At 64.3% G+C, this 20,355-nt stretch carries 22 protein-coding genes; 13 read left to right on the top strand and 9 right to left on the bottom strand.

The window, feature by feature from the left end; all coding sequences use genetic code 11:
* Window positions 1-316: 316 nt before the first annotated feature.
* Window positions 317-1,309, bottom strand: coding sequence for an ornithine cyclodeaminase family protein (locus tag ACFSOZ_RS14815; protein ID WP_379099149.1), 993 nt, complete (start codon window positions 1,307-1,309; stop codon window positions 317-319).
* Window positions 1,310-1,441: 132 nt separating this feature from the next.
* Here ACFSOZ_RS14815 and ACFSOZ_RS14810 point away from each other — a divergent pair, with 132 nt between their 5' ends.
* From ACFSOZ_RS14810 to add, 5 genes are all read left to right on the top strand, one after another.
* Complete coding sequence (locus tag ACFSOZ_RS14810; protein WP_379099146.1) at window positions 1,442-1,903, top strand: Lrp/AsnC ligand binding domain-containing protein; 462 nt, start codon at window positions 1,442-1,444, stop codon at window positions 1,901-1,903.
* Between the two features lie 133 nt (window positions 1,904-2,036).
* The gene (locus tag ACFSOZ_RS14805) at window positions 2,037-2,741 is read left to right on the top strand and encodes an SDR family oxidoreductase (RefSeq protein ID WP_379099143.1); all 705 of its coding nucleotides are present in this window, start codon (window positions 2,037-2,039) and stop codon (window positions 2,739-2,741) included.
* Window positions 2,742-2,763: 22 nt separating this feature from the next.
* Window positions 2,764-3,213, top strand: coding sequence for a hypothetical protein (locus ACFSOZ_RS14800; protein WP_379099140.1), 450 nt, complete (start codon window positions 2,764-2,766; stop codon window positions 3,211-3,213).
* Between the two features lie 34 nt (window positions 3,214-3,247).
* Window positions 3,248-4,306, top strand: a complete 1,059-nt coding sequence (locus ACFSOZ_RS14795) for a Gfo/Idh/MocA family protein (RefSeq protein ID WP_379099137.1) — start codon at window positions 3,248-3,250, stop codon at window positions 4,304-4,306.
* A 181-nt stretch (window positions 4,307-4,487) separates the two neighbouring features.
* The gene (gene add / locus ACFSOZ_RS14790; protein ID WP_379099134.1) at window positions 4,488-5,480 is read left to right on the top strand and encodes an adenosine deaminase; all 993 of its coding nucleotides are present in this window, start codon (window positions 4,488-4,490) and stop codon (window positions 5,478-5,480) included.
* Between the two features lie 92 nt (window positions 5,481-5,572).
* Here the strand turns inward: add and ACFSOZ_RS14785 are convergent, their stop codons facing one another.
* Window positions 5,573-6,805 (bottom strand): cytochrome-c peroxidase, encoded by a 1,233-nt coding sequence (locus ACFSOZ_RS14785; RefSeq protein WP_379099782.1) that lies wholly within the window; start codon window positions 6,803-6,805, stop codon window positions 5,573-5,575.
* A 244-nt stretch (window positions 6,806-7,049) separates the two neighbouring features.
* Here ACFSOZ_RS14785 and ACFSOZ_RS14780 point away from each other — a divergent pair, with 244 nt between their 5' ends.
* Window positions 7,050-8,582, top strand: a complete 1,533-nt coding sequence (locus ACFSOZ_RS14780) for an acid phosphatase (RefSeq protein WP_379099131.1) — start codon at window positions 7,050-7,052, stop codon at window positions 8,580-8,582.
* A 40-nt stretch (window positions 8,583-8,622) separates the two neighbouring features.
* Here ACFSOZ_RS14780 and ACFSOZ_RS14775 read toward each other — a convergent pair whose 3' ends face one another.
* A complete protein-coding gene (locus tag ACFSOZ_RS14775) occupies window positions 8,623-9,102 on the bottom strand; it encodes an Lrp/AsnC family transcriptional regulator (RefSeq protein ID WP_379099129.1) in 480 nt (159 codons plus the stop codon).
* Between the two features lie 108 nt (window positions 9,103-9,210).
* On the opposite strand from ACFSOZ_RS14775, the gene ACFSOZ_RS14770 reads away from it, so the two are divergent.
* Window positions 9,211-9,744, top strand: coding sequence for an RBBP9/YdeN family alpha/beta hydrolase (locus ACFSOZ_RS14770; RefSeq protein ID WP_379099126.1), 534 nt, complete (start codon window positions 9,211-9,213; stop codon window positions 9,742-9,744).
* 93 nt (window positions 9,745-9,837) lie between these two features.
* On the opposite strand, the gene ACFSOZ_RS14765 is transcribed toward ACFSOZ_RS14770, so the two are convergent.
* On the bottom strand, window positions 9,838-10,434 hold the full coding sequence (locus ACFSOZ_RS14765) for a DUF922 domain-containing Zn-dependent protease (RefSeq protein WP_379099123.1): 597 nt from the start codon (window positions 10,432-10,434) through the stop codon (window positions 9,838-9,840).
* 109 nt (window positions 10,435-10,543) lie between these two features.
* On the opposite strand from ACFSOZ_RS14765, the gene ACFSOZ_RS14760 reads away from it, so the two are divergent.
* On the top strand, window positions 10,544-11,032 hold the full coding sequence (locus ACFSOZ_RS14760; protein ID WP_379099120.1) for a hypothetical protein: 489 nt from the start codon (window positions 10,544-10,546) through the stop codon (window positions 11,030-11,032).
* A 46-nt stretch (window positions 11,033-11,078) separates the two neighbouring features.
* Here ACFSOZ_RS14760 and ACFSOZ_RS14755 read toward each other — a convergent pair whose 3' ends face one another.
* The 3 genes from ACFSOZ_RS14755 to ACFSOZ_RS14745 form a co-directional block, all read right to left on the bottom strand.
* Window positions 11,079-11,279, bottom strand: a complete 201-nt coding sequence (locus ACFSOZ_RS14755; RefSeq protein ID WP_379099118.1) for a DUF1127 domain-containing protein — start codon at window positions 11,277-11,279, stop codon at window positions 11,079-11,081.
* 63 nt (window positions 11,280-11,342) lie between these two features.
* Window positions 11,343-11,873 (bottom strand): hypothetical protein, encoded by a 531-nt coding sequence (locus ACFSOZ_RS14750; protein ID WP_379099115.1) that lies wholly within the window; start codon window positions 11,871-11,873, stop codon window positions 11,343-11,345.
* Window positions 11,874-11,963: 90 nt separating this feature from the next.
* Window positions 11,964-12,239: a DUF4242 domain-containing protein gene (locus tag ACFSOZ_RS14745; RefSeq protein ID WP_379099112.1), complete on the bottom strand. Its 276-nt coding sequence runs from the start codon at window positions 12,237-12,239 to the stop codon at window positions 11,964-11,966.
* 147 nt (window positions 12,240-12,386) lie between these two features.
* Here ACFSOZ_RS14745 and ACFSOZ_RS14740 point away from each other — a divergent pair, with 147 nt between their 5' ends.
* Entirely contained in the window at window positions 12,387-14,108 is a 1,722-nt protein-coding gene (locus ACFSOZ_RS14740; RefSeq protein WP_379099109.1) for a BTAD domain-containing putative transcriptional regulator, read from the top strand.
* Between the two features lie 2 nt (window positions 14,109-14,110).
* Here ACFSOZ_RS14740 and ACFSOZ_RS14735 read toward each other — a convergent pair whose 3' ends face one another.
* The gene (locus ACFSOZ_RS14735) at window positions 14,111-14,596 is read right to left on the bottom strand and encodes an aminotransferase-like domain-containing protein (protein ID WP_379099806.1); all 486 of its coding nucleotides are present in this window, start codon (window positions 14,594-14,596) and stop codon (window positions 14,111-14,113) included.
* On the opposite strand from ACFSOZ_RS14735, the gene ACFSOZ_RS14730 reads away from it, so the two are divergent.
* Window positions 14,519-15,064, top strand: a complete 546-nt coding sequence (locus tag ACFSOZ_RS14730) for an NADAR family protein (RefSeq protein WP_379099104.1) — start codon at window positions 14,519-14,521, stop codon at window positions 15,062-15,064. The two genes, ACFSOZ_RS14735 and ACFSOZ_RS14730, sit on opposite strands and share 78 nt — an antisense overlap.
* 12 nt (window positions 15,065-15,076) lie before the next feature.
* Here ACFSOZ_RS14730 and ACFSOZ_RS14725 read toward each other — a convergent pair whose 3' ends face one another.
* Window positions 15,077-15,556 carry a hypothetical protein gene (locus ACFSOZ_RS14725; protein ID WP_379099101.1) on the bottom strand — a complete coding sequence of 160 codons (480 nt, stop codon included), beginning with the start codon at window positions 15,554-15,556 and terminating at the stop codon, window positions 15,077-15,079.
* Window positions 15,557-15,662: 106 nt separating this feature from the next.
* Here ACFSOZ_RS14725 and ACFSOZ_RS14720 point away from each other — a divergent pair, with 106 nt between their 5' ends.
* The 3 genes from ACFSOZ_RS14720 (at window position 15,663) to ACFSOZ_RS14710 (ending at window position 20,298) form a co-directional block, all read left to right on the top strand.
* Window positions 15,663-16,115: a GNAT family N-acetyltransferase gene (locus ACFSOZ_RS14720; RefSeq protein WP_379099779.1), complete on the top strand. Its 453-nt coding sequence runs from the start codon at window positions 15,663-15,665 to the stop codon at window positions 16,113-16,115.
* Between the two features lie 141 nt (window positions 16,116-16,256).
* Window positions 16,257-17,480, top strand: coding sequence for an aminotransferase-like domain-containing protein (locus ACFSOZ_RS14715; RefSeq protein WP_379099776.1), 1,224 nt, complete (start codon window positions 16,257-16,259; stop codon window positions 17,478-17,480).
* A gap of 403 nt (window positions 17,481-17,883) precedes the next feature.
* Window positions 17,884-20,298 carry a tetratricopeptide repeat protein gene (locus ACFSOZ_RS14710; RefSeq protein ID WP_379099098.1) on the top strand — a complete coding sequence of 805 codons (2,415 nt, stop codon included), beginning with the start codon at window positions 17,884-17,886 and terminating at the stop codon, window positions 20,296-20,298.
* Window positions 20,299-20,355: the final 57 nt, after the last annotated feature.

Here is a 20,355-nt window from a genome sequence, read left to right as displayed (position 1 = left end):
CGGCCTGCAAACGACGGCTTTTTGCGCTTCTCACGGACCCGAAAGTCCGCTCCGCTCCGGTTGTCGAGCAGACCATTGCTTCGGTTCCAATGCCCTTGGTCCGGACGTTGGCGCTGCCCCTCATCACCCTGCCGGAGACTTCTCCCCGTATTGAACGGGGAGAAGGGAATTGTCGCCGATGATTTCGCCAATCATAAGCGCTGCAAGGATGACGCCGGCGTTGCGGCCGGCTTCTTTCTCCCCGTTCAACGGGGAGAAATGCCCGGCAGGGCAATGAGGGGCAGCGCCGACTTGAACAATGAATTCGGCCAACCTCCTACAGCGCAACGACGCGCCCAAATCCCTTCCGAACCGCCTCGCGATAGGCGAGGTCGGCCGCCACCATGTCCTCCATGGCAACGCCCATCGCCTTGTAGACGGTGACCTGATCGGCGCCGACGCGGCCCGGCCGCAGCCCGAGCAGCATTTCGCCGAGTTCGGTTCCGGCTTGCGGATCGAGACCGGCGAGTTCGCAGGAGCCGACCGGGGTCGGGGCAAAGGCATCCCTGGTCTCGACGAACAGGCCGGCCCGGCCGACAAGCTCGACCGGCAGTTCGCCGCCGGGCGGTGCGACGCCCACCGACGAGACATGGGTGCCGGGGCGCACCCAGTCGGCCGAGATCACCGGCTCGTAGGAATGCGTCGCCAGGCAGACGACATCCGACGAACGCACCGCGGCCTCGATATCGCTGACGGCGACGACGCCGGGATGTTGCGCGGCAAGAGCCTGCGCATCCGCGAACACTTTGGAGACGACGCGGATCTCGGCGAAGTCGCGCACCAGCGGCAGAAGATTGAGGTGCTGGCTGGCCTGCACACCGGCGCCGACCACCGTCACGACCTTGGCGTCACGGCGGGCGAGTTCTCGCACCGACAACACGGCCGAGCCGGAGGTGCGCACGGCGGTGATGTAGGTGCCGTCCATGATGCAGATCGGCATGCCGGTCTCCGGGTCGAACAGATGGATCGTCGCAAGATGGCTGGGGACGCCTTTGGCGATGTTGCCTTCGAAGACGTTGACGATCTTGACCGTCAGATGCATGTCCGCCATCCAGGCCGGCATGGCCAGCGAATAGCCGGCTTGCGGAATATCGAGCTGCGGCCGGGCCGGACTGACGACCTTGCCACCCGACAGCGCCTTGAAGCCGCCGGCCAGCGCGTCGAGAAGCTGGCGAAGGTCGACGCATGTTTTCACCTCGGCTTCGCTCAGAATGAGCACCGGTGTATCGCCCTTGGTCTGGGCGCTGCGGGAGATCGATAGGGATGTCATGGGATCCGCTTTCGTTGTCGGCTGGAGTGCACGGCAACGGTATTGCGATCTGATGGCGTGATGAAATATGCTGTTTTCGCGATTTTGGCGTGACTATCACGCTTGTTCCAGCTCAAAAGTGTGAATCCAGAAATGGCAGATCTCGACCGTATCGATCGTTCGCTGCTGCGCTTGTTGCAGGAGGACGGCCGCCGCACGACGCTCGATCTGGCGCGCCGGGTCGGCCTGTCGCCGACCGGGGCGGCGCAGCGCGTCAAGCGGCTGTTCGCCGAAGGGTTCATCCGCGCGGTGCGGGCCGTTCTCGATCCCGCCAGGATCGGGCAGGCACAGCTCGTCTTCATCGAGGTGCGGCTCGACCATACGGCGCCGCATGTCTTCGACCGGTTCGCCGAGGCGGTGTTGCGGGCGCCCGAGATCATCGAGTGCCACATGGTGGTCGGCGGTTTCGACTATCTGGTCAAGGCGCGTATCGCCGACATGGCGATGTTCCAGGATTTCCTGCAGCGGGTCATCCTGCCGCTGCCCGGCGTCCGGGAAACGCACACCTACGCCTCGATCGCCAATGTGAAGCCAGACGCCCTGTTGCCCGTCTGAATTCCCAGCCACACGGTCGCGTTATTCTGCATGCTGGTTCAGCCTTTCTGGTTCGAACCGGCTGACGAAACCGGTTATAGGTCAGGCACCAAGGCCTCGCTTGCAGTGCCGCCAAACCGAGAAGGAAAGTCCAATGAGTTCAGAGAAAACAGCTGTCGTCGTGGCCGGCGGCAGCGGCATGGGTGCGGCGGCGGCGAAGCGCCTGGCGGCGGATGGCTTCAAGGTCGCCATCCTGTCGTCGTCGGGCAAGGGCGAGGCGCTGGCCAAGGAACTTGGCGGCCTCGGCGTCACCGGCTCCAACCAGTCGAATGAGGATCTGCAGCGTCTCGTCGACCTGACCCTGGAGCGTTATGGTCGCATCGACGTGCTGGTCAACAGCGGCGGCCACGGGCCGCGCGCGCCGATCCTCGAAATCACGGACGAGCAGTGGCACACCGGCATGGATGTCTATCTGCTCAACGTCATCCGGCCGGTGCGCATCGTGGCACCGCAGATGGTCAAGCAGAAGGGCGGCGCCATCATCAACATCTCGACCGCCTGGGTGGTCGAGCCGAGCCCGATGTTCCCGACCTCGGCGGTGTTCCGCGCCGGCCTTGCCGCCTACACGAAAATCTTCGCCAACACCTATGCAGCTGACAATGTGCGCATGAACAACGTGCTGCCCGGCTGGATCGACAGCCTGCCGGCCACCGAAGAGCGCCGCGACAGCGTGCCGATGCAGCGTTACGGCACCTCGGAAGAGATCGCCGCAACCATCGCCTTCCTGGCGTCGGAAGGCGCCGGCTACATCACCGGCCAGAACATCCGCGTCGACGGCGGCATCATCCGCGCTGTTTGAGGTCTCGACCGGGAGGAGCCCCATGTCCGATACCTATCTGCGTTTCGTGCCATATGACTCGCACTGGTACCCCGACGAGCCGGCGGCCGCCGCAGCCATAAAGGTTGCGCGTGAACTGTTCCCGCTGGCCGAGCATGTCGCCGTCGAATTGGAAGAAGGCCTGACGTTCTTTGACGCCGGAGCAAACACGGAAAGCATCCATTGTCCGTTTTGCGGCAGTGACATCGAGGAATGGTGGGGCGACGCGATGGACCAAGGTGCAGCATCGCGCTTCGAAGACCTGTCCGTCACCACGCCGTGCTGCCAAAAGCCCACATCGCTGAACGACCTGCGCTATATCTGGCCGGCGGCGTTCGGTGTCTGCGCGCTTACGGTCGTCGATCCGGGAGTGACCTCCTTGGCCAGCGAGCAGTTGCGGACGATCGAGCAAGCCATGGACTCGCCGCTGAAGGCGATCTGGCAGCACCTCTGAGACGACGAATTCCAATATCCCCAAGGAGCAAAAAATGCGGCTTTTGATACTCGGCACCGGCTGGATGGCGCAGGAGCATGCAAGGCGCTTCGGCGCCATCGAGGGCGTCGACATCGTCGGCGCCGTCGATGTCGATGCGGCGCGCGTCGGTGAATTCGCCGACGGCTTCAAGATCCCCAAACGCTTTACCTCGCTGGAGGAGGCGCTGACATGGGGGGATTTCGACGCGGTGGCCAATGTCACGCCCGACCGCATCCATCACCCGACCACCATGGCGCTGATCGCCGCCGGCAAGCCGGTGCTGTGCGAGAAGCCGCTGGCCGAGAACTTCGGCAAGGCCAGCGAGATGGCCGACGCGGCCGAGGCTGCCGGCCTCGTCAACATGGTGAACCTGACCTATCGCAATGTCGCGGCGCTGCAGAAGGCCCGCCAGATGGTGCAGGCGGGTGAAATCGGCACGGTCAGGCATGTCGAGGCGTCCTATCTGCAAAGCTGGCTGGTGTCGAAATTCTGGGGCGACTGGCGCACCGATCCGAAATGGCTCTGGCGCCTGTCGCGCGGTCACGGCTCGAACGGCGTGCTCGGCGATGTCGGCATCCACATCCTCGATTTCGCCAGCTACGGTGCGGCTCTCGACGTCGACCATGTCTTCTGCCGGCTGCGCGCTTTCGACAAGGCGCCCGGCAACCGCATCGGCGACTACGGGCTCGACGCCAATGACAGCTTCGCCATGACGCTGGATTTTTCCAATGGCGCCTTCGGCGTGGTGCACGCCAGCCGCTGGGCGACCGGCCATCTCAACGAGCTGCGCCTGCGCATCTATGGCGACAAGGGCGGCCTTGAAGTGGTGCACAATCTCGACGGCTCGGTGCTCAAGGCCTGCGTCGGCGAGAATGTCGAGAACGCCAAATGGGAAGAGCTCGACGCCGGCGCGGTGCCGACCAACTACCAGCGCTTCGTCGATGCCGTCGCCAGCGGCGTGCAGACCGAGCCGTCGTTCCGCCACGCCGCCGGCCTGCAGAAGGTGCTCGACCTCGCGGTGGAGTCGGACGAGAAACGGGCGGAGCTGAGGGCGAGTGCGGACACGCAGTGAGGGTGGAGTGCTGATCTCCCCGCAGGGAGAGATTGGCCCTCATCGAGGCCGGCTCCCTTTTCCCAAGATCCCAACCAGTACGGTATTGCTAGGCGCCGCGCGCAATTCTTTCAATCATTTCTTGAAATGGGGACCGGCCGTTTCATGATTTGATGGCGCCTTGCGAACAGGGGAGGCGTCTTTGAGCGACTATATCGGGCTGCCGAAAGCCGAAGTGCACATCCATCTCGAGGGCTGCTTCGAGGCCGATGATGTGATCAGAAACTGCGAGGAAGCCGGCATTCCGCTGCGTGCGCCGCGCGACAGGCTCTTCGAGGCACATGACCTCAAGAGCTTCCTCGAGATGCTCGACTGGTTGTGCGGGACGTTCCGGACGCGCGAGCAACTCGCCACCACGGCCTACAAGTTTGCGCAGCGCATGGGCAGGAGCGGCGTGCGTTATGCCGACGTCATCGTCAACCCGACGCACTGGCCGCATTGGCACAAGAACATCCCGGGGATGATCGACGCATTCGACGCCGGTTTCGCTGCCGCCGAGCAGGACGGACACCCGCCGGTCGGGCTTTGCGTCAGCCTGCTTCGCACCCAGTCGGCGGCGGAAGCGATCGAACTGGTGGAGTTGCTCGGCGCGATCCGACACCCGCGCGTCGTTGCCCTGTCGATCGACGGCAACGAAGCGGCAGCCGGCCGCACTGGCCCGCGCTTCGCCGAGGCGTTTCGCCGTGCCGGCGCGGCGGGCCTGCGGCGCACCGTTCATGCGGGCGAGTCGAGCGGCCCGGAAGGTGTTCGCGACGCAATCGAACTGCTTGGTGCCGACCGCATCGACCACGGCGTACGGGCGATCGAGGAACCGGACCTTGTTGACTTGTTGGCGCAGAAGCAGATTCCCCTGGGCGTCTGCCCGATCTCCAACGTGGCGCTCGGCGTGTATCCGTCGCTTACCGAACATCCGCTCGACGCCCTGCGCAAGGCCGGTGTCGCCGTCTCGATCAACACCGATGATCCGGCGCTGCTCGACACCACTCTCGAAGCATCTTATGCCGCTTGCGCCGAGGCCTTCGCCTGGGAAGACGACACCATCCGCCAGCTCGCCGCGACATCGGTGCACGCCAGCTACGCTGACCCTGCGTTGAAGGCGCAGATCATGGCCGATCTGGAGGCCTGGCGAGCCTAGAGCGGTTCATCGTTTCACCGGTTCTTCCCAGAAATCCCGCCGTGGCCGCCACCGCGCCGCCCGGCAGATCCTTCTAGCCCGGCGGGCGCGGTTTAGTTCGCGGGCACCGCCTCTGCCTGCTGATCCGCGTCGGTCAAGGTCTGCAGGAAGGCGACGATGTCGTCGATCTCGGGATCGGTCAGCGCCGGCCTGTCGCCGGGCTTCTTGCCGAAGGGCGGATCCTGGTTGAGGTTGGCCCAGTAAGCCTTTGGCAAATCGTCGTTTTGCCGGATCGTGCCGTCGGCGTTCTTGGGATACCAGTGGCCGGGATCGCTGTCGCGGCTGGCATAGAAGGCGACCGCGTCGCGCAGCGTGTGGAAATAGCCATTGTGGAAGAAGCTTTTTCGCAGCGCGACGTTGCGCAGCGTCGGCGTCTTGAACAGGCCGCAATATTCCGCCCGGCCGTGGAAATCGGTGCGCAGCGGCCCGCACAGGCCGAGATCGAAATAGGTGGGGTCGGCATTGGCCGGGATGGCCGGATTGCGCGGCACGGCGACGGCGATCAGGCCGAAATCGGTGAACTGCGGCGGCTCGCCGTCATTGGCGGGTTCGCTCAGATGGCAGGAGGCGCAATTGCCCTTGGTCTCGCCCTCGAACAGCGCGCGGCCGCGCAATTCCTGTGCCGACAGCGCAGCCTTGCCGGCGAGGAAGGCATCGTAGCGGCTGGAGTAGGGATAGAAGTCGGGCGCATTCTGCTCGAAGGTGCCAAGCGCCTCGGCGGCGGCGTCGAAGGCATCGTCCGGGTGGTCGAACACGGTGTCGCCGAAGGCGGCCTTGAAATCATCGGCGTATGCCGACTTGCGCAATCCGGCGGTGACGGCGGCGGCATCCTTGTTGGCCATCTCGAACGGCGACAGCATCGGGATCCTGGCCTGGTCGCGGCCGCAGTCGGCGCGGCCGTCCCAGGTCAAGCCGCCGGTCGGGCCGTTGTCGACGCTCTCGTCGCCTTCATCCTCGGAATCGTAGAAATGCTCGGTGAAGGCGGGCACCGCCTGCAGGTAACGCAGCGACGGCACGGCGCGCAGTCCGGGCTGGTCGAGATGCGGCCCGCCCATCTCGACCGGTGCCGCCGAGGCAGGGCCGAAGGCATGGTGCGGATCATGGCAGGACGAGCAGGCCTGCTTGCCGGAGGCCGACAGCGACGTGTCGAAGAACATCTTGCGGCCAAGCGCCGTCAGCGCCTGCGCCCGCGCGAAGGCATCCGCCCGCGACATCGCCCCGGGATGGACGCTGCCGGTTCCGGCGCTGACCATGCTTGCGGAAAGGATCGCGGCGATGCCGAGCATCGACGCGGCGATGGCGCGTTTCTTCCATTGTCCCGCTGTCATGTCGTCCGGTCCGTTTTTCCGCCCCGGAATTAAGACCGTACTGCTGCGGATTGATGACCGGCTCACCCGCTCACGCAACCGTGTTCGCAGGACAAGAAAATGTCACAAAGGTGACAAGGCGTCGACCTAGCGTTTGCCCATGGCTCGTCGCTCCCGGCCATTCATTGCCCTCTAGCCACCACCCCAGCCATGAGGAATTCCCATGACGCGGCCTTTCACCTCGCTTTGCCTGGCCGGCACCGTGCTGACCTCGATTCCGTTTACGGCCAACGCCGCCCCGCCCGGCTACGACAAGATCGACACCGTCGTCGTCATCTATGCCGAGAACCGCAGCTTCGATAATCTCTATGGCGGCTTCCCCGGCGCCAATGGGCTGGCCAACCTCTCGGCCGGCCAGGTGCGCCAGCTCGACCGCGACGGCAAGCCGCTGACTGAACTGCCGCCGGCCTGGGGCGGCCTGACCGCCAAGGGCGTGACGCCGCCGATGACCGAGGCGCAGTCGGCGCATCTCAGCAACGCCAGCTTCGCCATCGACGACGCCGGCGGCTTCAACGAGAAGACCTCCGTCGTCACGCGCGACCTCTGGCACCGCTTCTACCAGGAGCAGATGCAGATCGATGGCGGGAAGAACGACAAGTTCGCCGCCTGGGCCGATTCCGGCGCCCTGGTGATGGGCCATTATGACGGCTCCAGCCTGCCTATGTGGGCGGTGGCGAAGAAGTACGTGCTGGCCGACAATTTCTTCCAGGGCGCCTTCGGTGGCTCCTTCCTCAACCATATCATGCTGGCCTGCGCCTGCGTGCCGGTCTATCCCCACGCCGACACCAGCCCGATCAAGGGCCAGATTGCCGTCGTCGAGGCCGACGGCACGACGCTGAAGGTCGCCGACAATTCGCCGGCCTCGGCGCTCGGCGGCGTGCCGAAATTCGTCAATGACGGCGCCATCACGCCCGACTTCTATGCCGTCAACACCATGCAGCCGCCTTACCAGCCGAGCGCCAACAAGCCGGCCGAAGGCGGCGACACGGCACTGGCCGACCCGACGCAGCCGACCACGCTGCCGCCGCAGCACGACATCACCATCGGCGACCTGTTGTCGCTGAAGGGCGTCAGTTGGGCCTGGTATTCCGGCGCCTGGCAGGCCACGCTCGACGGCAAGAACGCGACGCCGGTGCCGAACTTCCAGTTCCACCACCAGCCGTTCAACTATTTCGCCGCCTACGCGCCTGGCACTGCCGCGCGGGCCGAGCACCTGAGGGATGGCGGCCTGGACGGCGCCGAATTCATCAAGGTGATCGACGACGGCAAACTGCCGGCGGTGAGTTTCTACAAGCCGCAAGGCAATCTCAACGAGCATAGCGGCTATGCCGATGTGACGAGCGGCGACCAGCATCTCGCCGACATCGTCGCGCATCTGGAGAAAAGCCCGCAATGGAGCCACATGCTGGTGGTCGTCACCTATGACGAGAATGGCGGCTTCTGGGACCATGTCGCGCCGCCGAAGGCCGACCGCTGGGGACCGGGCAACCGCATCCCGGCCTTCATCATCTCGCCCTATGCGAAGATGGGCACGGTCGACCACACGCAATACGACACGACGTCGATCCTGCGCTTCATCACCGCGCGCTACGATTTGCCGGTGCTGTCCGGGATCGCTGCCCGCGACAAGGCGCTGCGCAACAACGACCAGCCGCCGATGGGCGACCTGAGTGCTGCGCTTGATCTGAGCCGGTAGAGCGGTTGATTGAACCTCAGTGCGGCGACACCCCTCTGGTCTAGCCGCCTGACCGTCTGATCAGGTCGCGGCCGATCGGCTTCGGTGTCTCGCTGCGCAACACCAGCGCCGTCGTGACCGCGCCGTGACGGGCCACGGCGTCGACGATGGTTTCGAGCTGCGCCGGCGAGGGGACGACCACTTTCAGGATGAAGCAATCCTCGCCGGTCAGTCGGTGCACCTCGGTGATCTGCGGCATCTCGGCGAATTGCTTCAGGCAGGGGCGGATGTGCTCATGCGTGGTGCGCACCCGGATGATCGCCATCATGCCGAGGCCAAGTGCGGCCGGATCAATCACAGCGGTGTAGCCGGCAATGACGCCGCGCTCCTCCAGCCGTTTCACCCGCTCGGAGGTCGCCGGCTGCGACAGGCCGACCCGGCGGCCAAGCTCGGACATGCCGATGCGGCCGTTCTCCTGCATGGCTTCGACAATGGCGATATCGGTCGGATCGAGCGGCGCGCGCTCATCGATGTTTTTCATGGCCACCTTGAATCCATCGGAAGTCTAGCGACTTTTCCGATGGTTTCCCATTTTCCGCCGCGAAGCAAGACGCCACCATGCCGCTTCGATAGATAGGAGCAAGGCGACATGACGCATTTCATCATCCTGCCCGGCAGCGGCGGGTCGGGCCCGGCGCACTGGCAGTCGCGCTGGGAAAGCGCCAATCCGGCGATGCGGCGGTTCCAGCCCTCGAGCTTTGACCTGCCGGATTTCACCGACTGGCTGGCGGCGCTGGAGGCTGCCGTGATCGAGGCGCCCGAGCCGCCGGTGCTGGTTGCGCACAGCCTGTCCTGCCTGCTGATCGCGCATTGGCAGAAGATCTCGCGGCGCCCGGTCAAGGCGGCCTTGCTGGTCGGCGTTCCCGATCCGACGGCGGCGGTCTTCCCTGGATATGGCATGGCTTTCGCCAAAATTCCGCAAGGCCGGCTGCGCTTTGCCTCGCTGGTGGTGACCAGCACCAACGATCCTTATGGCGCGCCGGACTATGCCGAGGCGAGGGCGAAGCAGTGGGGCAGCCGCATGGCCGTCATCGGCGCGTTCGGTCACATCAATGCCGACAGCGGCCTGGGCGACTGGCCGGAAGGTCTTGCGCTTCTCGACGGTCTGGTTTCCGAAGCCTAGAGCCCTTCGTCTTGACGCAATTCCCAAGGGAAAGCGCTACTGCGCTTTTCCCGGGAAAACCGTTTCACAATTTTTCCTGGAATTGTTTTGGCGTCAGCCGCCATTCACCAAGGCGAGGATCAGCTTCTGCAGATTGCCGCCCTGGCCGAGTTCGACGCGGTCGAAATCGCGGCTCGCCTGCCGCTGCGCCTGTGACAGTTCGGACAGGCGTTTCGTCATCTCGGTGCGGATCTTGCTGCATTGGGGATCGTCGGCAACGCTGAGGCCGACGGTCGCCGCCTCGATCTTGCGCACCATGTCGAGGATATCGGCGCCATGTACTTTTTCGTGGGCGCTGACGCCGGCGATAAAAACCTCCCAGTTTTTCTCGATGGCTGGCGGCAGCGGTGCGGAGGGGCTGGGCAAGGTGTAGGTGATGATGAGCTTCGGCCGTGCCGAGACGAGCACGCAGGCTCCGGCCCGCGCCTGATAATCCCTGGTCCAGGTCAGCTTGAAACTGGTGTGGGCGATGGCGCGGGCCACGCCGAGTTTTGGACCCTTCTCGCCGATCGAGCGGTAGAGCTCCGGCCCGGACTGGCCTGAAATGGCGTAGGTCTCGACCTTCTCGACCGGCTTCCAGTCGGCATGGGCGGCGAGCGGCAAGGCCAGCCAGGCGGCGAGCGACAGACACAGACGAACACAGGCTCTCAACACCGCTCTCCGCACAATCAGGACCGGACGCCGCAACGGGCGATGCCACCGGATGGCTTTTCCTATAGAATGCCGGCGGGTGCGGCGGCAAATGTCCGAGGGGGAAGTCATGAGATATCTCATCGTCATGGGTGCGGTGGCGGTCTTGCAGGCCGCGCAGCCGGCGTTTGCCGCTTCGTGCGGCGGCTGGAACGCGAAGATGGAGGAAGACGAGGGTGGCAGCGTGCTGACCGCTTCGGTCTGCGGCGGGCCGAAAGGCGATGCGCATCTGATGCTGACCTGTTTCGACACGCCGGTGCTGAGCTTGGACCTCGGCGCCACCGGCCAGCAGCTGGAGCCCGGCATCAGCGGCTCGTTCGATTTCAAGGCCGACGGCAAGACCGTGACCAAGACGCTGCAGCTCGAAGCCATGTACAACTACTTCGTGGTGAACCTGGCCAAAGCCGATCCGCTGCTCGACGTGCTGCGCGGGAAAGGCGATGTCAGCGTCAGCGCCGCCAAATATGGCCAGACCAGTTTTCCGCTGAAAGGCTCGAGCGCGGCAATAGGCAAGGTGCTGGCGCAATGCGGCAAGGCTGCGGGTGCGGACGGGGATTGAGGCGCGGGCCTTTGCATCATCGCCAACGCGTGGTGCGATGCAGCGCCTACCGCGTGGTCTCGCCATGCGCTGCGACATAGTCGATATCGGACCGGCTGATGCCGATGTCCTTGAGCATGAAGTCGGGCATCGCCTCCAGATGGCGTCGGTCGCAACGGTGGCGCCAGCGGCGTGCCAGGCGTGCAAGCAGGGTCGAGGGCAAGCGCCATTGCCGGGCGCTCCTCGGGACACTTTCAATCTTGGTCATGGTTTCCTCGGAATTCAGCGCGAAGGGTTTGCCGACGTCGCGCCGGCAAACCCTGACGAGGCGTCAGTCGCCCATCCTCATCGCATCGCAGGAGACGTTGGGGTTCATGTCGGCGAAGGTGCCGGTCGGGTTCTTCTTCCACGCCCAGACATGCAGCTCGTAAAAGACCCCGAGGCCATAACGGTTGGGCGCGCTGTTGAAGTTGAACAGCTGCCCCTCGAGTGAGGCCGGGCCTTTTGAGGTGATGTATTCGACCGCCACCAGCTTCAGCGTGCCGTCTGCTATCGGCTCGTACATCACCGCTTCCGGCTTGGCGAGATAGACGGCATCGTCCTTCAGGTAGGCCGCGTTGACATAGTGGATGCCCATGGCCCCACCGGTGATGCCGCTGGCGCAGGGGATCGGTGCGTAGCCTTCAGCGGTGGCCGTCGCCACATTCTCGAACCGGCCGTTGGCGGCGCGCACCTTTTGCGACAGGACATTGGTGTAACTGGCTACAGTGGTGTTGGCCCCATGGGCATGAACCGCCGTCAACGCGATGGCGGACAGCATGGACAGGACGGCAAGGCGCCGGGTCCAAGGAAAGATCGTCATGTTAACTCCATAAGTTTGCTATCGTGCACCGGCCGTCTCGGCCCGAGCGCCTCGGTCGTGGACGGACGCGTGGTCCGCCACCATGGCTGGTCAGGCGCCTGCGGTCTGCGGGCCGATGAAGGCGGCGATCTCCGTCACCTTGTTGGCGGGAAAGCCGCCCTCGCGGGCATGCCGCTCGATGATCTCGGCGCTTTCGGCCTCATGCACGCAGTAGATCTTGTCGCCGGCGACATAGGAGGTGAGCCATTTGTAAGGTACGCCGAGGCCAGCCACGACCTCGTTGGATCTGGCCGAGATTTCCTTGAGCTCGTTGGCACTCAGCCTGTCGGCGCCGGCGATCTCGCGTTCGATGATGAAGGTTGGCATTGTCGGTCTCCGTTGTAGGTTGACGGGCCGATAAAACCGATCGACGTTCGACCCGGTGTGCTGCTCGCCAAGGAAACGGCGCGAGAGCGGTCACACGCTTCGTCCCACGGTGGTGGCGCATGCCATTTGCGAGGATGGAGCAGGCACATGGTGGAAAAATTGGGCGCTACCATCAGGCTTCTTGGCGAACCCGCCATTCTCGATGCGAATGGACAGAGCCAAGCTGTGCGTGGTCATCAGGCATGGGCGCTGCTGGCCCGCGTGCTTCTGGCGCGCGCGCCGCTCGACCGGCGCACACTTGCGGCGGAGCTGTTTCCCGAGACCGTCGATCCGCTGGGTTCGCTGCGTTGGTGCCTGGCCTCGCAACGCAAGGCGCTCAACACCGCCGACTGTCTGAACGGTGACCCGATCGAGGGCCGCTTTGCCGACGATTTGGACATCGACGTGCTGCGGCTGGACCGCGACGATTTCGACATCGAGGCCGCCGGCCCGCTGCTCGGCGCGCTAGAGCCGAGCTGCAGTCCGGAATTCGCCACCTGGCTGCTGGTCGAGCGCGAGCGCATCGCCGGCATCGTCGAATCCCGGATTCGACAGGAGACCATCCGCGCCATGTCGATCGAGGATTATGGCCGCGCCACGCGGCTGGCCGAACTTGGCGTGCGGCGCAGCCCCTATGACGAAAGCGCGCATATATTGCTGGTGAAGAGCCTCGCGCTGGCCGGCCGCTACCAAGCGGCGCTCGAACAGGTCGAGGCGACCGAGGCTGTGTTCGTGGCCGAACTTGGCGAAAAGCCGTCGGCTGCGTTGCGCAGCGCGGCGCGCCGCACCATCTCGTCTCCGCCCAGCGGCATCTCACGCCAGGCCTTCGTCATCTCGCTGATGCAGTCGGGGCTTGCCGCGCTTTCGGCGGGTGCCGTGGACGCCGGCATCGACTGCTTGCGCCGCGCCGTGCGCGACGCCGAAAAGCACAAGGATGCGCATCTGACTTCGCGCGCCATGTTCGAACTCGGCGCAGCGCTTGTGCATTCGGTCAAAGGTTATGACGACGAAGGCTCGGTGCTGCTGCGCCAGAGCACGGAATTGGCGCGTCAGGGGGGCAATGCAGCCATCGCTTCGGCGGGCTTTCGCGAACTCGGCTATGTCGAGGCGCTGGCCGGGCGGCGCCCGTCGGCAGCGACCTATCTCGCGCAGGCGCTGGAATTGGCCGGTGGGGACGACGATTTGGCCGGCATCCATGGCGTCATCGGTTTCAATCTGGTCGACTGGGGTCGGGTCGGTGAAGGGCTCGATCACTACGCGCTGTCGCTGGAGCATGCGCGCTCGGCCGGCAACCGCCGCCGCGAAATCTGGTCGCTGGGACTTGGCGGCTGGGGGCTGCTCGCCGCCGATCGGTTGGAGGAAGCCGACCTCTGGCTGGCGGACTGCCTGGCGCTGGTCGAAGAACAACGTTGGATGTCGTTCCGGCCTTGGCCGGTAGCGGTGCTCAGCGAATCCCGGACCCGCCAGCAAGCGCGTCCCAATGATTTGCGTCCCCGGTTGGAGGAAGCCTTTGCGCTGAGCTGTCAGATGAACGATCCCTGCTGGGAAGGGGCTGTGGCCCGCGCGCTGGCCTTGACCTATGCAGCAGAAGAGGCGTTCGGGCCGGCCATGGAGTGGTTGGGCGAGGCGCGCCGGCGCTGCATGCGCGACACCGACAGTTATGCCGGTTTGCAAGTGGAAATCCTGGCGAGCCAGGTGGAAGTCAATCTGAAGCTGGACCAGCCTGAGACGGCCGACGCCGTCGCCCGAGAATGGCTGGCGCTGGCGGCCAGGACGCACCGCGATTCGCATGTCGCCCGCGCTGCCGCTTTTGTCGCGCGGCGCAGCTGAACCTACCGGAACAGCGTGCCCAGCCTGATCGTCGCCGCCAAAAGCTCCTCGTCCGAAAACCCCGAAAAGCCCAGCACCAGGCCCTGGCGCGGCGGGCCGTCGATGAACATCGAGGACAAGGCCCGGGCGCCGACGCCCGCCGCTTTCGCCGCCTCGACGATGGCGGTGTCCGGTCCGGCGCCCTTCAGCGTCGCCATCAGGTGCTGCCCTTGTTCGGGCACGGTCACGTCGAGGGCGTCGCCGCAATGCGCCTCGAGGCCGCAGGCCAGCACGTCGCGCGCGGCCTGCACGCGGCGTCGCAGCGCACACCGCGTGCGGTCCTGAGCTTGGCTGGTGTGGAAGTTATCCGGCCAAACGCCGATCCCCATCGGTATTGACAAGCCGTCCCCCGGCTCTGTTCTTTCGCGTCCATGATTTACGATCGTTCTCAGCTTGAAGACGTCTTCCGCGCCAAGTCCCGGCTCAAGTTCCTGTTCTTCTGGGGGCATCAGCCGTCCAAAGACGGCCGCGTCACTGCGTCCTGCTTTAGCCAGTGGTGGCATGCCTCGTTCACTGTGGCTGGACGGAGTTATCCGACGGCCGAACATTGGATGATGGCCGAGAAGGCGCGGCTGTTCGGCGATGACGAGACTGCCGCGCAGATCGTACAGGCGGGAAGCCCCAAGCAGGCGAAGCAGCTCGGCCGACAGGTGCGCGGTTTCGACGAGGCCAGATGGGACGCGGAGAAGCGGCGCATCGTGGGCGAGGGGAGTTTTGAGAAATTCCGGCAGAATGCGGCCCTGCGCGAGTATTTGCTGTCGACGGGTGATCAGATCCTGGTCGAGGCGAGCCCGATGGACCGGATATGGGGTATCGGTCTCGCCGCCGACGACAAGAAAGCAGCCAACCCGCTCTTGTGGCGCGGCGAGAACCTGCTGGGGTTTGCCCTGATGCAGGCGCGCGATCGCCTGCGTTGAAGCTGGGTTTCGCTACCCTGCTTCGGGCACGAGGGGCTTGAAGGCTCTCGTGAATGGCAATCCGTTGAATGTGTGGGTACAGCAGGAGCAGGATGGCTCCATATCCTCGACCCGCAAATCGGGATCGACACGCGCAAGGCGATTGTCACCATCGACATAGAGGCCGCTAAAGTATGAGCTCTCGCCACCTCTGATGAATGGCTTTCTTTCGGCCTCACTGCGGGCGACCATCCAGAAGATCGGGTCGGCGCGGTTCAAGCGCGCAACCGCCTCGCTGTGGACTGCCGCCCAGTCGTCGCCGACATGGGACAGCAGGAATTTGAACAGCGGTGTGTAGTCCAGCCCGCGCCGATGTCCGCCGTGCATCGAGCCCCGGCTGGTCCGATCTTCCCGCTCCGTGTTTCGCGACCATCTGTACTCGCCGCCATTGCCGTGATGGACCCCATGGGTTCGGGTGTTCACTTTGCGGAAGAGCGGTTCCTTTGCACGCATGCTGGGTGATCTCTTGTGCGAGGGAGGGTAGGATATGATTGCAGTCGATCACATCCGGCTCAAGCGGCACGTTGCCTACGCCGACGCCTCGCGATATCTCGACACCATGATCACCTTCCGCAAGGCGCAAGCGTCCGACCTACCTGCTATCGTCGCGATGCTGGCCGACGATCCGCTTGGCGCCGGCCGCGAGGACGCCTCGGTGCCGCTGGCGCGCGGCTATGTCGATGCCTTCAACGCCATCGACGCCGATCCCAACCAGCTGCTGGCGGTGGCCGTGGACGGCGGCGAGGTGATCGGCACCTTGCAGATCAGCTTCCTTGCCGGGCTGTCGCGCAAGGGCGCCTGGCGCGGGCAGATCGAGGCGGTCCGGATCGCCAGCCGCCGGCGCTCGGGCGGGATCGGCAGGCTGATGATCGACTGGGCGATCGCGCAATGCCGGGCGCGCAACTGCAGCCTGGTCCAGCTCACCACCGACAGGTCGCGAGCGGACGCGCACCGCTTCTATGAGGAACTCGGCTTCACCGGCAGCCATCTCGGCTACAAGAAGACCTTGTGATGCCCGGCACCATTCCGGCCGGCGCCGACTGGCGTATACCGGAAGGCTGTCAGGCTCTATTCAAATTGCCGGGAAGGGCTGATATAGGTCAGTCAGGTTGACCTATATAAGAATTGTCGCGGGAGGCGCGCCTTGACCTTGATGAATCTGCTGGCTTCGCGCTCGTCGCGCATGAAGGCGTCCGAAATCCGCGAGCTCCTGAAGCTGCTCGACCAGCCCGACATCATCTCCTTTGCCGGCGGCATTCCCGATCCGGCGCTGTTTCCGGCCGAGGCGATCCGCGATGCCTATGCGTCGGTGCTTGGTGGCGGCGAGGCGGGGGCGGCGCTACAGTACCAGGTCTCGGAAGGCTATCTGCCGCTGCGGCGCTGGCTGGCCGGACAGATGGGCAAGCTCGGCGTCGCCTGCGATGAGGCCAACATCTTCATCACCTCCGGCTCGCAGCAGGCGCTGGATTATCTCGGCAAGCTGTTCCTGTCGCCGGGCGACACCGCGCTGGTGACATGGCCGACCTATCTCGGCGCGCTGCAGGCGTTCAACGCCTATGAGCCGCGCTATGAGCGGCTGACGATCGACGGCGGCAACATGACGCCGGCAGCTTATCGCGCTGCCGCCGCCACCAATGGCGGGCGGGCCAAGTTCGCCTATCTGGTGCCGGATTTCGCCAACCCGACCGGCGAGACGCTGAACCGGCAGCAGCGCGAGGCGGTGCTCGACCTCGCCGGCGAGCTCGACATCGCCGTCATCGAAGACGCCGCCTATCGCGCGCTGCGCTATGACGGCGAGGGCGTGCCGCCGATCCTGGCGCTCGACTGCGCCCGTTCCGGCGGCATCGACAAGGCGCGCACGCTCTATTGCGGCTCGTTCTCGAAAATCCTGTCGCCGGGCATGCGCGTCGGCTGGGTGTGCGCGCCGCGCCACATCGTCGAGAAGCTGGTGCTGATGAAGCAGGCCTCCGACCTGCACAGCCCGTCGATCAACCAGGTGGTGATGCATCGTGTCGCCGAAGCCGTGTTCGACGGCCAGGTGGAAAAACTCATCGGCGCCTACCGCGAGCGCCGCGACGGCCTGCTTGCTGCGCTCGAGGCCAACATGCCGGCAGGCGTGACCTGGAGCCGCCCGGAAGGCGGCATGTTCGTCTGGGCGACGCTGCCGGAAGGTTCCGACGCCACCGCACTGCTGGCGCGGGCGGTGAAGGAGGCGCGCGTCGCCTTCGTGCCCGGCAGCGCGTTCTTTGCCGACGCAACCGGGCGCAACACGCTGCGGCTGTCGTTCACGCTCGCCGACCGGCGCGCGGTGAGCGAGGGCATCCCCAGGCTGGCAGCCATATTGAAAGCATGGCGTGCCGACCTGCACTGCCAATGAAGGGACTTTCCGTTCAAGGACAAAAACGGAATGTCTGGAGGCGTAAAAGATCTTGGTTGTATCAAACGCGTTCGCGGAAGGCCGACTGGCTAGCCGTCTTCCTGTTGCTCCTCAAACCATTCTTTCCGGCACAGTTGCGGCTGGGTGACAGATTGCGAGAGCGAAGGGGACCACAGGGGCTGGGTAAATCCTACAGAAACCCATATCTCCGTAAGGCTGCGTCTTCGCATGCGGGGACTTTCTTAGAGCCGGTAGTAAAGGCTTCCGCGCCGAACTGATGAACAAATCTACTGAGTCATCGTACATTCCGATCTAGCTGCACACTTGGCCAAACGTCTTAAGAGGCAGCTTGCACCTAGTCTCAATCGCCAACATAATTCAGCTGGTGTCCGGGAATGATGGGATGGCCTACCTAGAGGAAAACCTCGGCAATGTTGCCGCATTCTGCGTCGGAACTGCCGCCCTAGCTTTGGGAGCTCCTCCAAGCGGGACCATAGAAGCCGCCGTAGGCGCCGCTGGCCTCATCGGCTTCGTCCTAGGCCGTGCCAAGAAATTCGGTCCCGAATGTCATCGCGTTCGAGGCCGCATTCAAGAGGAAGTTCTGGATGGCTACAGGCACCTAATATCGGGCAGCGACGGGAAGTTCGACGCCAGTATCGAGCTCCAAGTGGCCAATGAAGCGCTCAACCAATCTCTGAATGACTGTTTTATTGATCGACAAAGGCTAGCGGCCTGTGCCGTGTCGCCAGCAGGGTTTCCTGCGCAGGCGGTAGTTGTCGTCATGGCGAGCTTGGGAGAGGCCCGCCCGGACCTATTTGGACCAAACCAAAGCGGATCCTTGGCTTACCGCTTCGCCAACGATGTGGTGTTCGCAGGCATCAGGGCTGCTGTCGTGGACCCTGATTACTATCGACGGCTTGAACCGGCCCTCATGCTTGAAATGGCAAAAGCCCTCGGAGGAATTCGAGACACACTCGATGCAGTAGCAACGGCGCAACTCACCAACACTGCTCTCCTTCAGCAAATTGCGTTGCAGCTTGGCATAGTCGGCGGCGGCAGTGCTCTTGACGCCGAATTGTCTCGCCTGGAGCATGAGCTGAATTCGACGCGTTCGGAGCTCTTGGCTCTACTGTCTGAAATTATCGGTCATGGCATCACTGTCGACCAGATGGCTGCTGCTCTCGCCGCAGCAAAAGATAATCTGGAGAGATCGCGCTCAGAGCTGGAACATCTGCGTGGCCTCGCCAACCAAGCTCCCGAAATCGAGCCACATCTCTCTGCCGCCCGCGTCGCATTGGATAATCAGCGCACAATTGACCTCCGTTCAGCGCAGGAAGCCATCCGAACGGCACGAGAGCAGTATCAGCAGGTCGTCTCGGAGCGTCAGAGGGCCGAAGTGGTCAACATAGCGAGACTGCGGGAGGCTGAAGCTTCAATCGCGTTTGCTCGGTCCGACTTTCTCGAAAGCGCGAGGCTTTTTGCCGAAGCGGCTAGTGACCTTCTCAATGTAGAGCCTCTTCTGGCGAGTGAGTTCCAAATGCGGCAAGCAGAGGCGTTCTTGAGCCACGGAGAACGGTTCCCCGGCCTTGCCAGCCTCCGGCAGGCTGTCGATGCTTACCGAGACGTCCTCACCCTGCGAACCCAAGACATGCCCACCCAATGGGCGGAGGCCCAGAACAATCTCGGCGCCGCCTTGACAATCCTCGGCTCCCGTGAAGGCGGACAGGCTTGGCGCGACCACCTCAAACAGGCCATTGAAGCCTTCAGGTGTGCGCTCTCCGTACGAACCCGGAAGGACATGCCCGCCCAATGGGGGCTGACCCAGACGGGTATCGGCAATGCCTTGACTACGCTCGGCTACCGCGAGGGCGGAGAGGTCAAACGCGACTATTTTTATCAGGCCGTCGAGGCACACAGGGCCGCGCTCAGCGTGCGAACGCAGCAAGGCCTGCTCTCCCAATGGGCTGATACCCAGACCAATCTCGGCGTCACGCTCCTACACCTCGGCCACCGGGAGGGCGGAGAGACCGGGCGCGACCACCTCAACAAAGCCATCGAGGCCTTCCGGGCCGCCCTCACCGTTTATACCCAGGAGGACATGCCCATTCAATGGGCGACTTTGCAGCACGATCTCGGCATTGCGCTAGCAGGCCTCGGCAACAGCGAGGGAACGATCGAGCGCGCCGGCCTCAAAAAGTCCGTCGACGACCTCACTGCCATCTTTGCCCAGGCCGGAGTACGGTCGGGGAAGGCCTTTGCACAACTTGTCGAGCGCGGCGGCGCAGAGGTCGAGCGCGACCACTTCAAGCAGGCGGTCGACGCCTTCAAGGCCGCGCTCGCGGTGCGAAGCGAGAAGGACAGGCCCGCCGCATGGGCCGCGAGCCAAAGCGGCCTCGGTTTCGCCTTGTCAGTCCTCGGCAGGAACGAGGGCGGAGAGGCCGGGCGCGACCACCTCACCAAAGGCATCGAGGCCTTCCGGGCCGCCCTCACCGTTTATACTCAGGAGGACATGCCCGCCGACTGGGCCTTGACCCAGAACAATCTCGGCAAGGCGCTGGAATGCCTCGGCCACAGCGAAGGCGGAGAGAGCGGGCGCGACCACCTCACCAAAGCCACCGAGGCCTACCGGGCCGCTCTCTCCGTCTATACCCAGAAGGACATGCCCGCCAACTGGGCCTTGACCCAGAGCAATCTCGATACGGCTCGTAAACACATGGCCATCCGCCGCGGACGGGGCTGGAGCGCGCGGATCTGGGTGCTGATCGTGACCGCGGTTGGCATCGCAGTCTGGTTCATTTCGGGGTTGCTCGGCCGATAACACAATTGGAAGGGGGCCGCATCTTTCCGAGCCATGAGAGCAGCGCGCCGTTTAATT

This window comes from Mesorhizobium newzealandense (assembly GCF_042682145.1).
Classification (GTDB): Bacteria; Pseudomonadota; Alphaproteobacteria; order Rhizobiales; family Rhizobiaceae; genus Mesorhizobium; species Mesorhizobium newzealandense.
Note: the sequence above shows the minus strand (reverse complement) of the source record. Positions and strands in the feature narration are given on the sequence as shown.

Bases quoted from the DNA above. Each gene is read 5' to 3' on its own strand.
- ACFSOZ_RS14815 (WP_379099149.1), bottom strand. From the start codon at position 1,309: ATGACATCCCTATCGATCTCCCGCAGCGCCCAGACCAAGGGCGATACA.
- ACFSOZ_RS14810 (WP_379099146.1), top strand. From the start codon at position 1,442: ATGGCAGATCTCGACCGTATCGATCGTTCGCTGCTGCGCTTGTTGCAG.
- ACFSOZ_RS14805 (WP_379099143.1), top strand. From the start codon at position 2,037: ATGAGTTCAGAGAAAACAGCTGTCGTCGTGGCCGGCGGCAGCGGCATG.
- ACFSOZ_RS14800 (WP_379099140.1), top strand. From the start codon at position 2,764: ATGTCCGATACCTATCTGCGTTTCGTGCCATATGACTCGCACTGGTAC.
- ACFSOZ_RS14795 (WP_379099137.1), top strand. From the start codon at position 3,248: ATGCGGCTTTTGATACTCGGCACCGGCTGGATGGCGCAGGAGCATGCA.
- ACFSOZ_RS14785 (WP_379099782.1), bottom strand. From the start codon at position 6,805: ATGCTCGGCATCGCCGCGATCCTTTCCGCAAGCATGGTCAGCGCCGGA.
- ACFSOZ_RS14780 (WP_379099131.1), top strand. From the start codon at position 7,050: ATGACGCGGCCTTTCACCTCGCTTTGCCTGGCCGGCACCGTGCTGACC.
- ACFSOZ_RS14775 (WP_379099129.1), bottom strand. From the start codon at position 9,102: ATGAAAAACATCGATGAGCGCGCGCCGCTCGATCCGACCGATATCGCC.
- ACFSOZ_RS14770 (WP_379099126.1), top strand. From the start codon at position 9,211: ATGACGCATTTCATCATCCTGCCCGGCAGCGGCGGGTCGGGCCCGGCG.
- ACFSOZ_RS14760 (WP_379099120.1), top strand. From the start codon at position 10,544: ATGAGATATCTCATCGTCATGGGTGCGGTGGCGGTCTTGCAGGCCGCG.
- ACFSOZ_RS14755 (WP_379099118.1), bottom strand. From the start codon at position 11,279: ATGACCAAGATTGAAAGTGTCCCGAGGAGCGCCCGGCAATGGCGCTTG.
- ACFSOZ_RS14750 (WP_379099115.1), bottom strand. From the start codon at position 11,873: ATGACGATCTTTCCTTGGACCCGGCGCCTTGCCGTCCTGTCCATGCTG.
- ACFSOZ_RS14745 (WP_379099112.1), bottom strand. From the start codon at position 12,239: ATGCCAACCTTCATCATCGAACGCGAGATCGCCGGCGCCGACAGGCTG.
- ACFSOZ_RS14740 (WP_379099109.1), top strand. From the start codon at position 12,387: ATGGTGGAAAAATTGGGCGCTACCATCAGGCTTCTTGGCGAACCCGCC.
- ACFSOZ_RS14730 (WP_379099104.1), top strand. From the start codon at position 14,519: ATGATTTACGATCGTTCTCAGCTTGAAGACGTCTTCCGCGCCAAGTCC.
- ACFSOZ_RS14735 (WP_379099806.1), bottom strand. From the start codon at position 14,596: ATGCCCCCAGAAGAACAGGAACTTGAGCCGGGACTTGGCGCGGAAGAC.
- ACFSOZ_RS14725 (WP_379099101.1), bottom strand. From the start codon at position 15,556: ATGCGTGCAAAGGAACCGCTCTTCCGCAAAGTGAACACCCGAACCCAT.
- ACFSOZ_RS14720 (WP_379099779.1), top strand. From the start codon at position 15,663: ATGATCACCTTCCGCAAGGCGCAAGCGTCCGACCTACCTGCTATCGTC.
- ACFSOZ_RS14715 (WP_379099776.1), top strand. From the start codon at position 16,257: ATGAATCTGCTGGCTTCGCGCTCGTCGCGCATGAAGGCGTCCGAAATC.
- ACFSOZ_RS14710 (WP_379099098.1), top strand. From the start codon at position 17,884: ATGGCCTACCTAGAGGAAAACCTCGGCAATGTTGCCGCATTCTGCGTC.